Annotated in this window: 9 protein-coding genes and 1 tRNA gene; 2 read left to right on the top strand and 8 right to left on the bottom strand. The window is 47.2% G+C overall.

Features of this window, described 5'->3' with window-relative positions; genetic code table 11:
- Positions 1 to 131: 131 nt before the first annotated feature.
- Positions 132 to 950, top strand: coding sequence for an AraC family transcriptional regulator (locus tag JHJ32_RS05710; protein WP_255539717.1), 819 nt, complete (start codon positions 132 to 134; stop codon positions 948 to 950).
- Between the two features lie 98 nt (positions 951 to 1,048).
- Positions 1,049 to 3,556, top strand: coding sequence for a TonB-dependent receptor domain-containing protein (locus JHJ32_RS05705; protein WP_200120282.1), 2,508 nt, complete (start codon positions 1,049 to 1,051; stop codon positions 3,554 to 3,556).
- Positions 3,557 to 3,607: 51 nt separating this feature from the next.
- On the opposite strand, the gene JHJ32_RS05700 is transcribed toward JHJ32_RS05705, so the two are convergent.
- From JHJ32_RS05700 to JHJ32_RS05665, 8 genes are all read right to left on the bottom strand, one after another.
- Positions 3,608 to 3,690 (bottom strand) — tRNA-Leu (locus JHJ32_RS05700).
- Between the two features lie 135 nt (positions 3,691 to 3,825).
- Positions 3,826 to 4,731 carry an exopolyphosphatase gene (locus JHJ32_RS05695; protein ID WP_200120281.1) on the bottom strand — a complete coding sequence of 302 codons (906 nt, stop codon included), beginning with the start codon at positions 4,729 to 4,731 and terminating at the stop codon, positions 3,826 to 3,828.
- A 6-nt stretch (positions 4,732 to 4,737) separates the two neighbouring features.
- Positions 4,738 to 6,804 carry a polyphosphate kinase 1 gene (ppk1, locus tag JHJ32_RS05690; RefSeq protein WP_200120280.1) on the bottom strand — a complete coding sequence of 689 codons (2,067 nt, stop codon included), beginning with the start codon at positions 6,802 to 6,804 and terminating at the stop codon, positions 4,738 to 4,740.
- A gap of 152 nt (positions 6,805 to 6,956) precedes the next feature.
- On the bottom strand, positions 6,957 to 7,988 hold the full coding sequence (locus JHJ32_RS05685) for a Gfo/Idh/MocA family oxidoreductase (protein WP_079716201.1): 1,032 nt from the start codon (positions 7,986 to 7,988) through the stop codon (positions 6,957 to 6,959).
- Between the two features lie 15 nt (positions 7,989 to 8,003).
- A complete protein-coding gene (locus JHJ32_RS05680) occupies positions 8,004 to 8,561 on the bottom strand; it encodes a hypothetical protein (RefSeq protein WP_200120279.1) in 558 nt (185 codons plus the stop codon).
- 103 nt (positions 8,562 to 8,664) lie between these two features.
- Positions 8,665 to 11,241 (bottom strand): phosphoenolpyruvate carboxylase, encoded by a 2,577-nt coding sequence (locus tag JHJ32_RS05675; RefSeq protein ID WP_200120278.1) that lies wholly within the window; start codon positions 11,239 to 11,241, stop codon positions 8,665 to 8,667.
- 165 nt (positions 11,242 to 11,406) lie between these two features.
- Positions 11,407 to 12,048, bottom strand: a complete 642-nt coding sequence (locus tag JHJ32_RS05670) for a response regulator transcription factor (RefSeq protein WP_079716204.1) — start codon at positions 12,046 to 12,048, stop codon at positions 11,407 to 11,409.
- Positions 12,049 to 12,141: 93 nt separating this feature from the next.
- Positions 12,142 to 14,418, bottom strand: coding sequence for a tetratricopeptide repeat protein (locus JHJ32_RS05665; RefSeq protein WP_200120277.1), 2,277 nt, complete (start codon positions 14,416 to 14,418; stop codon positions 12,142 to 12,144).
- Positions 14,419 to 14,455: the final 37 nt, after the last annotated feature.

Below are 14,455 nucleotides of genomic sequence, written 5' to 3'. Positions count from 1 at the left end.
ACCTGCAAAAACGTTGTTTCGCAAAAGAGACAATGGAGTTTGCTTTTCTACATGCCTTTCTAACTGACTAAAAATCGGATGGTTGCCGGCATATAGGCACCGACATACACAACACAGAATTTCAACTCGCCATGCTTGAAGTAAAAAACAAAATCGAAGGTTATCAATATATCAAAATCGCGAGATTTAAGAAAGATATCCGCCGCACTGCACCGCATAGGCACAACAGTTATATGGAATTCATATTTCTCACGAAAGGTGGCGGCATCCACACCATCGACGGGAGACACTACAACGTGACACCGCCGGTGCTGTTTATCGTTCGCCAAGAAGAAGTGCATCACTGGGCGCTGGAGGGCGAGCCTGAAGGCTACGTCATGATTATTAAGCAACCGTACGTCGACAACAGCCCGGATAGGGCTTTGAAGGCCCTGCTTTTAAGGCTAAGTGGGCATGTGCGTATACCGATAACCATGCCGGATAGCTTGGTTTCACTTTTCGACTTGCTGCTTGTTGAGTGGCAGTACGGACCGACAGTTTCCCTCGGCGGCGAAATCATGGAAGGCTTGCTGAAAGCACTGCTGGCCAAAATACTTCAACAAGCCCCGTCGGAACGACCGAGGCACATAAACGCCGTTGACACCTTCCAGCGTTTCGAGGCGCTTCTTGGCGAGACCGAAACGTTACAAAACAGCGTGGCGCATTACGCCGAGCTGTTGAACACAACGCCGCAAAACCTCAATACCGCTTGCCGGAAGGCGGTCGGTGATTCTGCAACTTCCGTATTGGCTCGGCATATCGTGAATGAAGCCAAACGCCTGCTGCTTTACACGGACATGACCTTGGGCGAAATAGCTGCTCAGCTGGACTTCGGGGATAACTCGCATTTTATCAAATATTTTAAGCGGCATACCGGTATGACACCGCATGCTTTCCGCCGTACCGGCTAATCATTTAGTGTATCGTTTTATACCGTGCTATTTTCAAATCGACCGCATTCGCGGAGCACAAGGCACTTATCTTTGCGGCGGAAAAAATACGATTCACTATGAAATTGATGCTGAATACCGGAAATATGCTCCGGGCAGCCCTCACCCGTCTGACGTTCGATGTGGCATTAGCCGGCTTCTTATTTTCGCTGGCAACGGTACCGGCATTTGCGCAAACGGGATCCATTGCGGGAGTCGCATTTGACCAGACGGCGGGGACGCCGCTGGGGTTTGTCAGCGTGTCATTGCATCAAGCTGGTGACTCGGCGCTGGTCGACGGGCAACTCTCCGATACAACAGGCACCTTCAAGTTTGACCGGCTGAAACAGGGCAGTTACTTCGTTCGCCTGCAGTTTCTGGGCTACAATCCGACTGAATCTGCGCAGGTAACCGTGACCGGCAACCAGCACATCGAGCTGGGCCGGATTGGATTGGAAGCGAACCCGCTGCTCCTCAATGAAGTGGAGGTAACCGGACAGCAGTTGCAAAGTATAAATAAGATAGATAAGCAGGTTTATAAAGCCGAACAATTCCAGGCTGCCAAAGGAGGCTCAGCCATCGATGTAATCCGTAACATGCCCGCAGTCTCGGTGGACGGACAGGGCCAGATTACACTCCGTGGTGCGCAAGGGTTTCTGGTATTGATTAATGGCAAGCCCGTACAGACGGATGCCGCCACGATGCTGAGTCAACTACCGGCAAACCAGGTAGAGCACATCGAATTGATTACCTCCCCTTCAGCCAAATATGACCCCGATGGCAGGGGCGGCATCATTAACATCACCACTAAAAAAGGGGTTGACGACGGATTTGCACTTTTGGCGAACCTACAGGGAGGCCTGCCTTCCATAGAAGACTATGGGAACCCGGAAAGCCAACAGCGCTACGGTGCGGATGTGACAGTCAATTACCGGAAACGCGAGTGGGATATATCGGCAAGCGCTAACTACCTACGCAACGATAATGCGGGCCTCCGAGACGGTGATGTATACACGGTGATCGGCGATCGGAAGACGTCATTTCCGTCCTACGGAGAGCGCAGCTTTGACAAATACAACTACGGCGGCCGGTTCAATGTAAGCTACACGCCCGATAAACGCAACCAATTTTCCTTGGGCTTTTTCGCCGGCCATAAATTTCAAGATCGGACGGCTGATATCAATTACAACAACGTCACTACAGACCTAATAACGGGTGCAACCATCGGCCAAAGGCAATACTTCAATGCCAACCTTCAACGTAAGCAGGGCAATTTCATGCTGGGTAATTTTGATTATACCCACAGCTTTGGGGACGGTTCGTCATTAAGTTTCTCCACGCTTTATGAACGGGCCAATCTGTACGGATCAACCCTGAACCGCAATATTGAGTTGTCTGATACCGTCCAAAATACGGTAAGCACCTACCGGAATCCGCTTGACGGGATCCGTAGCAAAATCGACTTTTCTACCCCTGCCTGGAATGGCGTATGGGAAACCGGCTATCAATACCGACGGGATGCGCAAGATGGCAGGTTTATCTACGAGGTTAAGGAAGCGGGCGACTTGGGTTTCGCAGCCGTACCGGAATTCAGTGGCGATGTCGTCGCGGTCAACCAGATTCACTCCGTCTATACGCAATATTCGGGCAACAGTGGTAAGCTGGCATACATGGGCGGTCTGCGCTATGAGTATGCAAACCGGGATTTGCGGGTCCGCTCACTGGGCGACGACGACTATGTGCTGAACCTACATAACCTTTTCCCTTCAGCAAGCGTCTTGTACACGATTGACGACCGCTGGAAAGTCAAAGGTGGGCTAAGCCGCCGGGTGCAACGGACCAGTAATTTTGAGCTAAACCCAATTCCCGAACGGGAACATTCTGAAACGCTCGAGCAGGGCGATGCAAACCTACTGCCTGAATTTATATACCTGGCTGAACTGGGCATCGTGCGGGATTTTAAGGGCGGCTCTGTCTTTACCACCGTTTATTTCCAGGATATCCAAAATCCTATCCAGCGCGTCAACAGTGTGTTTGCCGACACCATCCTGAATCGCGTTTTCACCAACGCCGATAGGGCGGTCCGGGCAGGTGTAGAGCTTGGCATCAATTACAATCCGGTAAAATGGGCCCAACTTTACCTTGGATCCAACGCATACCGGAGTACAACGCGTGGGGTAGTGCTCGATTACGCCGACGAAATGGAGAACCAAGCGTGGGTATATGCCATCAACGGAAATGCAAACTTCCAGCTAACTCAGCAGTTCAGTATCCAGGGCAATGTAAACTATTTATCTGCCCGGCCAACGGTGCAAGGGGAAGATTCCCGGTTCCTTTCGCCCAATCTATCGTTGAAACACACGTTTTTCGACGGCGCCCTCACTGCGCTTGTGCAATGGCAGAACATCGGGATGGGACTCTTGCCTAGCAACGAACAACGGATTACGACCTGGGCACCTGATTTCTACACGACAACAAATTACATTTATGAGACTGACGTGATTATGCTCAACCTCTCGTTTAACCTAAACAGGCTGACCCGTCAGCTCAGGCTTCCCGGAAGTGAGTTTGGCGAAAAAGAATTCTAAGTTGCATAAAATCGAAGAACACCCCTGCTTTCGCAGCGGTGTTCTTCGTTGTGCGGAAGAGCAGATTCGAACTGCCACGCCCGTAGGGCGCCACCCCCTCAAGATGGTGCGTCTACCAATTTCGCCACTTCCGCAGAGGATTTTTTACTGGCGCAAACTTAGATAAAATTGTATTGATATGCAAGTTTAAAGAAACTGCATATAAAACAATTTTGCCGTTCGCTTATCTGCCGCCAAAAGGCAGGTTTGCCGGTTGAGAAAAACGCAATTTATCGGCTAATTGCTGTCTCTTGCAAAGTCGGCAAAAGGTGTTTGTCAATCAATGTTTGGATAATTCCATCTACCAGCCCCACCCTGGGCACAATAATCTGCCGTAAGTGGCCGTACTTCATCAAGGTAAGGAAAATCTCGCATGCGGGAATGATGACATCTGCACGGTCATTGTTTAAGCCTAATACATTGATTCGGTCTTTTAGCGAAAACGAACTGAGGTACTCATGCAGCGATTTCAATTTGGCATAAGAAATAGGCTTGTCCTCCTTATCACTCGCCAGCCTTGATAGCTTGTTGATGTTGCCGCCAGTGCCGATGCCATAAACCGCTTTAAACATACGGGTATGCGTATTTACCCAGGTTTTCATTTCTTCCCAGGTTTCCTCTTTATCTTGGTTGTCTAAGATACGGATGGTACCGATGTTGAACGATGCAGAAGCGACGAGTTTGGTATCGGCAAAGACCGACAGCTCCGTGCTGCCTCCGCCCACATCGATATACAAATATGCTTTTTTGTTTCCGAGGTGCTGCTCGATGTGACTACTGTAAATAATCCGCGCTTCTTCGCTCCCATCGATAATTTGCAGGTCAATCCCGGTATCCTTGATTTCGTTGACCAAAACGCCGCCGTTTTCAGCTTCGCGCATGGCCGAGGTGGCACAGGCCATGTATTCACTTACTCGATATACATCCATCAGATTGCGAAATGCCGACATCGTCTTCACCAAATCCACCGCTTTTGGCTCAGATATCTTACGGTCGATAAAAGCGTCGTCGCCAAGGCGCAATGGCACCCGCACCAAGGTGTTTTTTTTGAATGATACGATGTCATTGTTTTGAATAATATCGGCTATCAATAGCCTCACTGCATTCGATCCGATGTCTATAGCTGCGTACCTCACGATTGATTATGATTTATATTTCAGATAATTGTAAATGTCCTCCTGTGCGCGATGCCTGATTTTGCTTTTGGCACCGATGTATCGGTTATTATTCAGTTGGTTTATTTCACGGGCTTTGCTATTGTCTTTCAGTTGGATGTCGATGATGTCGCGAATTTCTTTTCGGACACGTGCGTCGACAATCGGAAACGCCACCTCTACCCGGCGATCGATGTTGCGGGTCATCATATCAGCAGACGACAGGTAAATCAACTCCTCTCCCCCATTGCCAAATATCCATACGCGTGCATGCTCCAGATAACGGTCTACAATGCTCCTCACGGTGATACGCTCGCTAAAACCAGCTTGCCCAGGCACCAGGCAGCACATGCCTCGTACGATGAGCTGAATGGTCACCCCCGCGTTATTGGCTTCATAAAGCTTCTCAATCACTCCTTCATCGGACAAGCTGTTCATCTTTAAAATCATGTAACCCCGTTTTCCGGATTTCGCTATTGTTATTTCGTTGGCGATCAGTTGATACAATCGCTGGCGGGTTTCCAAAGGCGAGGTGATGATGGTCTTATACCCGCGATGGAACGTCTGCTTTTCCAGCCCCTTGAAAAGACGTCTCAAATCTTTTGTAATCAACGGGTTGACGGTAAACAAACTGTGATCGCAGTAGATCTTGGCTGTTTTCTCGTTGAAATTGCCCGTAGCCAGGTTGGCATAATAGACCAATCCACGCTTTTCACGGCGCGCAACGAGGCAGATCTTCGCGTGCACCTTATACTGGACGACGCCAATATTTACATTCACGCCTCCCTCCTCCAGCCGATTACGCCAATAGATATTTGCCTCTTCATCAAAACGGGCCTTCAGCTCCAGTAAACAGTTGACCTTTTTACCATTTTGTGCAGCATTGATGAGTGCATTGATGACACTGGAGTTTTCGGCCAACCGGTACAGACAGATATTGATTTCCTTAACCTTGGGATCTATCGCTGCCTCCCGCAAGAAATGGACGATATAGTCGAAAGATTGGTAGGGCAGGCTCACCAAGTAATCACGTTGCGCCATTTGGCTAAATATGCTTCGGCCCAAATCCATGTTGCTGACACGCAATTGGGGCATGGGCGGGTATTCCAATAATGGACCGCCTACATTTGGAAAATCGACAAAATCTTTAAAGTTGTGGTACCGGCCGCCCGGAATGAGTGCTTCCGGGTCCAATAGCATACGAGAAACCAAATAATTAAGTGCATCCAACGGTATGTCGCTGTCGTACAGCAACCGCATAGGCCGCCCTTTGTCCCGCCGTTGCAGGCTGTGCAACAAGGCGTCTACAAATTTTTCGCTCATGTTGGCATCAATGTCCAACTCGGCATCGCGCGTAAGCTGTATGCTGTACGCCTCTATGGTGTCGTACTCAAAGATGAAAAACAGGTCATCCAAGCAGTATCGGATAATATCATCCAGCAAGATAATAAACTTCAGCCCCTTGTTTTCGGGCAATATCAGGAAGCGCGACATGATCGTGGTGGGTATTTCGACGAGCGCATACCTGATTTTTTTACGGAAGGTCAGCTTTACGATAAAGTAAATGTGCCTATCTTTCAATTCGGGAAACGGCTTTGTCGCATTGTCGGTTTCCAGCATAATGGGAACAAGCGTGGGCAATACATGCCGTCGAAAATATTCCCGCACATAACTACCCCGTGCGACATTCAGCTGTTGTTCATTGATGATGAAAATCTTCTGTGCTTCCAGCTCTTTGATAATTTCCTGTTCGTAGAGGTAGTCAAACCGCTTCTCGAGCCGGACCACGATATTTTTAATATCGTTTAAGATTTTCTTCGGGTTGAACCCGAGCATGGTCTTGGTTTTGTTGTTTATATCTACCAGGCGGTTAAGCGTTGCCACCCTTACGCGGTAGAACTCATCCAGATTGGAAGAAAAAATAGCCAAAAACCGGAGCCGTTCTATCAACGGAACTGTCTTGTCTGCAGCCTCCTGCAGCACCCGCTCGTTGAAATACAACCAACTTAGCTCTCGGTTTATTAGGGGGAATTTTCGCTTCACAACTGTTAACATACGGCCGTCTTAAGTGAATGGGCCAATAATAACAATGCAAAGTTTTGTTAGTGTTAATCGTGTGTTAATTCACCATGACCAAACATCGTATTGATAATAGGCTTCACGTTTTTGACGGCGGAATTTACTATACTTGATTTCATTCGCTACTGTCACCCGTTCCAGGCCGGCTGCTCCAGGATTTCCATTTGCCAAAGGATTTCCTCTGGTTTGACCGGGAAGGGCTCTCCTTTCCGTATTTGTGCATATACGGCATTGAACAGATCATTATAATCGCCTTTCAATGCTTCCCGATAGCGCATTTCGCGGTCGCCGTTCGGTTTAATAAGGGTAATCAATCCCTCTTTTCCCGGAGGCTCTATCCCGTACCCCGGATCTTTCGGGGAAATCCCCCCTTGCAACTGATCTTCCTGCACATCTGCCCGTACTTTTTGGAACGAACCTTTCGTGCCATGTAGTACATACGCTGGCAAGGGATTGGCCACCAATAGACTGGCGTGGATAAATACGGTAAATCCTTTGGGGTAGGTAAGCACAAGCGTGGAAAAATCATCCACCTCCGAACCTGGGCGATGACTGGACACTATTTTTATGCTCTTTTCCGGCTTTCCGAACAAGCTAATCACTTGATCAAGCAGGTGGGGGCCTAAGTCATATAAAACTCCGCTCCCTGGAATCTTTTGTTCTTTGAAGGTTTTGGGACTTTTCTCCATACGGTATCGATCGAACCGCACATGCAATTCGATCAACTCTCCCAATGTCTGGCGTTCAACCACACGTTTAAGCAATTTAAAGTCGCTATCCCAACGACGGTTTTGGAAAACCATCACATGCTTGCCTACTTCCTTACTTAAGTTGAACAGCCGTCTAGCATCATCGCTGTTGGGGGCGAATGGCTTTTCTACCAAGATATGCTTTCCTGCCTTTAATGCTTGTGTCGCATAGTCTACATGGGTGTCGTTGGGCGTATTAACGATGACAAGCTCTATCTTTTCATCATTGAGCAATTCTTCTACCGAATTGTAACTGATAACGGACGGATATCGTTGATGTGCCCGTTTTTCATGCCGCTCCACCACAGCTCGCAATTCAAACCGCGATTTTTCGTGAATGAATGGCGCATGAAAGACTCTCCCCGACATCCCATAAGACAAAATACCGGTGACAATGCTTTTTTTTGACATGGCAATACTTGTTTATCAGTGGTGAGCCCCGTGATCAGCTTTGCCGCCCGAAAGTGCAAAAACCTCTTCTACCGCTGGTAACTTCTCGTGGGCGTATGTCCTCAACGTTTTAGCGGTATTCCGTTCGGCTCGCCTCAATTGCTCTAAAATAGTACCTTGCTCATGCTGAACATGCGCAATGTAGGCTTCGCTGCTGAAACTTCCCAAACTGTCAGTTGAAAAATGATGTGGCACCGAAAAACCAGGCATCCCCGGATCCGGCAGCACCACAAAATGAGCTTCGGCAAGGCTTTCCAACTCCGGAATCATCCCTTCATAGGTTTCAATAACCTTTGCCGCCAATTCCTTCGCTGCTGAGGAAGCGGGCGCCGATTGCACATACGTGGCCAATTGAGTTTCAAACTTGGCCTTTTCATGTAACAACTTAAAAAAGACGTATCCATCCGTATCGACGTCCGTTTCATTGTTGTAAAGCACTGCCCGGCTGACAGGTTCCCCCGCATGCCTTGTACAGGAACTTATTGCTACAACTAAAGACAACCCCGCAATCCTGGAAATGTGTTTAAAGTTCATACACTATAAATTTTTAAAAGGCTACACTATTTGTTTATTTGAAGCAACAAACATAGCTAAAAAATGTGACGCCTACCAACAATTTTGTCACATCAAGCCCCCATTAGGCCAAATTCCGTCCGGCGTTGACCACACCGTAAATCGTGCGTGTCACCAACTTGGCAAACACTTCACGGTCATGTTCTTCCAAGCCCCCTTTTTGCAGTTTTCTTATGGCATAGTGCTGAATGATTAAAAGGGGAAGCACTATCTTTTCGCGCATGGCGATGGACTCACGTTCTACCGGGTAATTTTCCATCAGTACCTTGCTTCCACTCAGTTTCAGCACATATTGCTTCGTACGCTCATACTCCTCACGCATTTTTTTCCAGAAGCCGCCAAATACCTCGTCATGTTGAATATAAGAGGTCAGGTCAAAATTTGATTTTGACATTGACATCATGCAGTTGTCGATGACGGTTTTAAACATTCCTGACGTTTCGTAAAGTTCCTTTACTTGCTCCCATTTGCCGGTATCTTCGGCTTTCTTAAGCGCTGATCCCACGCCGTAAAATCCGGGTATATTTTGCTTTAATTGACTCCAGGAGGTTACGAAGCTAATCGCGCGCAGATCTTCCAAGCGGAGTTCTTTATCCGAATTTCGCTTTACGGGCCTGCTGCTGATATTGATCTGTGACAGGAGCTTAAGCGGGCTGAACCGTTCGAGGTATTTGAGGAATAACGGATCGTGCCGCAACGCCAAAAACTGCTCATGGCTGACGTGGGCCATGTATTCTATCAACTGCTTCTTTTCCACCGACAGCGTATCGCCATCCTTCCGCCCGATGTGCGAGGTGAGGCCGGCATGAAGCAACTGCTCAATATTGTAGCGGGCCGAATCCAGCGAACCGTACTGGCTGCTGATGGTTTGACCTTGTATGGTCAATTGGATGTGATCGTTGGCAATCTCCTGTCCCATCGATGCATAAAAGCGTTGCGTCTTGCCTCCGCCGCGCGCAGGTGGGCCACCCCGGCCGTCAAAGAAGACCAAATCAATATCGTGCTGGCGCGCAATGGCCGTCAATTCTATTTTGGCCTTGTAAATCGACCAATTAGCCATCAAATACCCGCCATCCTTGGTACTGTCTGAAAACCCAAGCATGATGGTCTGCTGATTGCCCCGGCGCTTGAGGTGCGCCGTATAATACGGGTGGGTATATAACGCCTGCATGACATCTGCGGCCCGGGTGAGGTCGTCAACGGTTTCAAAAAGGGGTACAAAGTCGATAAACAACGACCCCGAATCCCAACCACTCCACAAGAACAGTTCCATCAGCTCAAAGATATCGGAAGCTTGCTGGCAATTGCTAATGATGAACCGGTGGGCGGCACGTTCGCCCCCAAACCGTTGAATGTCTTTAATTGACCGGATGACATCAAGGGTGTCCGCAACCAATGCTGCGGCGCTTTCATCGTATGACAAGTCATGCGCTTCGAATTTGAAAGCCTGCTGTTTCGCGGCTTCGCTTAATTGTTCGAAATCAGCTGCAATGCCGATGGCGCTTACATGTTTTTCACGAAGGTAAGCATGTGTCTGCCGGATGATACTGCTATCCTGCCGGATATCCAACGTTGCGAAAAAACAACCGAACGTCTTTACCTTACGAAGCAGGTCATCCACCAACTCGACGAATAGCCCGTCATGGTATTCGACCAGCACGCGCTTGATTTCCTTTAAGTTATGTATGATTGCGGGCTTTTCGTTTTCTGGATTATCAGAAGGATTGAAGCTGTTTTCGTAAAACAGATCCTGCAAAACATCCATATACTTCTCGACACCAGAGAATGTAATCCGCCTTTTGAGCATCCGGAAATCCCGGTAATAACAGCGGAAGAGGATCGTGCGAAGCAACAGCGCTACGCGCCGGGTGCTGTCTACGGTCACATTGGGATTGCCATCCCGATCGCCTCCGGGCCAAAATCCCAGTTCAATCAATTGCTTATTCTCGTCAATCGGCAGGTCAAACTCATCGTCGATTTTGGATTGAATGGCCGATGCCACCGGATAGAACACATTCTCCAGAAACCACACTAAGCTATTCGCTTCATCAACCGGCGTTGGCTTATTTTTCTTCATGAAGGGCGTTTTGCCCAATTGCTGCAACAACAGGTGAATATTGTGTATGTCATTCTTTTTCAATGCTTCCGTGAGGTCAGTAATGATCGCCAAAACAGGCCCTGGATAAAACTGTGTCGGGTGGGCGGTCAAAACCAGCCTTAACGAAAAGTCGTTCAGCTTTTTTACCAGCTTGCTCCGAAGTTCCTTGTTGCTTTCGGTTTGTTTGAAAACCGAATCCAATAACCCCGCCTCATCCGACCGGCCGGTTTTGCGGAAAGCGGCATCTTCCACGGCGTCGAACAGCACCACCTGCCGCTCAATATATTGAATGATGCGAAAGAGTAAGTCTATTCGGTCCGACTCGCCGATGTACTGTTCATATTGCTCGAAGAAACTCTCGATGGTCGCTTCCGGATCAAGTTTTTCGGCAACACCGCGCTCACAATGCGTTGTGAAAAAAGGCAACAACGTACCGGTATGCTTCACTTGGTAAAACGGCAAAGTCATAAACAGACTGTTGAACAATTCAAAGCGCATGAGCACTTCATTTTCAAAGACTGCTTGTTTTTTACTTAATTTCATGTGACGGAAATAAAGAAACGAATATAGGATTTATTGCCTATTCACGACAAGAGCGCCAAATATATAAATTATCCATTAAAAAACACGCTAATTATTGAAATTATAACAACAATTTCAATAAAAAATTGAAAAACAAGCAATCGTTATGCTACCGTTGCGCCTGCGTTAAATGACGCCGTTATCGACCGCAAACCGATACAAAGCGATTTTTGAGTCGTCCAGGCCTAATTTTCTGATAATATTGCGCCGGTGGGTTTGGATGGTAAACGTAGAAAGGCATAATTTATCTGCGATTTCTTTGGAGCTGTAGTCATTGCAGACCATTCGAACGATCTCCACTTCACGTTTGGTAAGCTTATATTTCTTCAGGAACTCGTCAAAGTACGAAAAATCGGTTCCTGTAGGTTGATCCGATTGGGAAAAATCCGGGAAAACTGATTCGCCAGCCAATACATCTTGTATGCGCTTGACGAGTAGATATAAGTCATCAGATTTGACTAAATACCCATGCACGCCCGCTGCTTTGCATTGCTCGGCAAGCAGGGGAGACAAATAACTCGTAATAACGATGATTTTGAAAGATGCACCTAGCTTCCTTAATTTGTCAAGCGTTTGCAATCCATCGATGTCAGGCATATTCAAATCAAGCAGCAACACATCGACCCTTGCCAATAACGGCGATTGCAACAACGATTTGCCATCGCGGAATGTCGCCATCACATCAAACGCACCGTTTTTTTCTAAAATGTCTTTAACGCCTTGTATAACGACCGGATGGTCATCGGCTATAATTATGCGTGTTTTCATGGTATGAAAGACTGGCAGTGTTCGTATCGGTCTACAATACTAATATTTTTTTGCAAATACCGCAATTTCCGTCACTTGAAAGGAAGCCGCCACCTATGGCCAATCTTCATGATTGGTTTCGTAAGCCGAACTCCCGGCTAACGGCAACTCGATCAACACAAATGTCCCTTGGTTTTTGCGTCCATTGACCTCGATAATTCCATTAAAATATGCGACGTTGTGTTTCAATAGATTAAGGCCAGCACCGCCGCTCGTTGTAGTCGTATCGAACCCCTTGCCGTTGTCCTCGACATAGATAGTAATCGAGCGCTCCAACTCCACGACCTGAACCAGCACATGTGTGGCTTGTGCATGTTTGATGATGTTGTTGAGCACTTCTTGCAGAATACGGTATAAGCCAAACCTGAATTCATTGTTCCAGCTGTCCGCACCCTCTAGCCCTTCGATGATGGTTTCTACACTAATTTTACCAGAGGCGTTTACCGCATTTATCAAGTCAAGGATAGCTGGTTTTAGGCCGTATTTTTCTAACGCTACGGGTGCAAGCGAGTGGCTTATAGCTCTGACGGTCTCCCCCATTTCTCCCAACAGTTTTTTCGCAGTCTGAAGTTTTATCATCGCCTCGCTGTCTATCGCAAAGACATCGGCCTCCAGTTGGTCTACATTAAGTTTGGCTATGGAAAGCAACGCACCTACTTCGTCGTGCAACTTATTAGCTATCTTTTTCCGTTCTGCTTCCTCAGCTCCCCGCAACGCTTGCGTCGTCGCTATCAGGTGCTCCTGGGTAAGTTGTTGCAATTGCGCCTGATGGCGCTCTTTGACTTGCTTGCGGCGAATCCACAGAACGCTTATTATCGCGATGAATGCCAAAACAACTAACACGCCAATTAAGAACGTCTTAACTTGATGCTCACGCTGCCTTTCCCGCTCCAACGCCAACTCAAGATCACGTTTTTCCAGTTCATATTTGGATTCAGCTTTCAACAAAGCTATCCGCTCGTTCTCTGTAAAACTATTTCGTTCAAGGTCTAGTACTTTTTTCAGGTATGTCAGCGCTTTTCCGTAGTTCCGTTTTTGGCTGTATAAATCACTCAAGTAGGTATATAAATCCGAAAGGGCTCGGGTTGTCTTCGTCGTGTCGATATACCTTTGTGCCTCAAGTAAGTAATTCTCTGCTTTAGAGAAATTACCCCGCCTGATTTCAAGTTGACCCAGATTTGCTAATGTGGTGCAGATCTCGGTATTTGAGCCTGCAGCTGTTCGCAATCGCAAGGCTTTTTCCATCATTACCTCAGCGGTATCCAGCTTGTTTATATCAAACAGAAACTTACCAAAGTTGTGGAAAGCCAATGCGAGGCCTCGGTTGTCAGACGCGCGACTAAAATTCGCTATGGCCTCTTTAAAAAAAAGCGATACAGAGTCCACTTCTCCTTTTTCGATATAAATGATAGCGAGGTTGGAGGCGTTAAGTCCTAGTCCTTTGTAGTTTTTAAAGGCGGCATTGATTTGCTGGCTTTTGCGTAAATACGAAATGGCTTTATCAAACTCCTTTGCAGCTAAAAAAACAATTGAAAGATTGGTAAAAGACTGACCAAGTCCCAGGCGGTCGTCAAGGCGCTCCTTGATTTTCACGCTTTTTAAATGCATATTTGCGGCCTCTTGGTAGTTCGATGTTTCATTATAAGTATTACCCAGATTCATATACATTTGGGCTAACATACGAATTTGGCCATTCTTTTCCGCTAATTGTATTCCTTCACTTAAGTATGCTACTGATTCTTCGAACTTACCAACAATACGACTGACTATCCCTAATTGATTATAGTTGGAAATCAAGCGCACTAGATCTTTATTCTTCAAGGCAAGCTCTAATTCGAGCGCCTTTTCATAACTTGACTTTGCGTCGAGGATGTTACCGATAGCGGCGTATTCACGTCCAAGATTTCGATATGCCAACACTTTGCCTTCAGAAAAGTTGACCTTTTCCGCCAGTGCCATGGCTAAAGAATCGTAGTAAAGTGCATTGCGATAGGCCTTCTGCTGGTGGTTGATGCTTCCCAATGCTACATACGCGTTGACCATACCTTTCTCATCATATTCGGCACGGTAATGATCCAAGGCGCTTGTCGCGTCATGGATCGCTTGATCATAATTGCTCGAAGGCAGTTGGATTGCCCGCTCAAGCAGCAATCGCACACGAGTACTGGGATTCCGCTCTTTTTGTATAAGCTTGCTCAAACTGTCAACTACAACTTTTTTGTCATTTGCTTGGCCAAAGCATGTATAAAAAGCCATGTTGACCAAAATAAGCACAAAAACAAGCTTTTCAGAACCACATGCGACGATTTTACGAGATTTAGGGGGTTGCATGTTGCTATATTTTTTTGACGATACGTGTCTGTTTGAA

The sequence above is a fragment of the Parapedobacter sp. ISTM3 genome (assembly GCF_016533505.1).
GTDB lineage: Bacteria > Bacteroidota > Bacteroidia > Sphingobacteriales > Sphingobacteriaceae > Parapedobacter > Parapedobacter luteus.
Note: the sequence above shows the minus strand (reverse complement) of the source record. Positions and strands in the feature narration are given on the sequence as shown.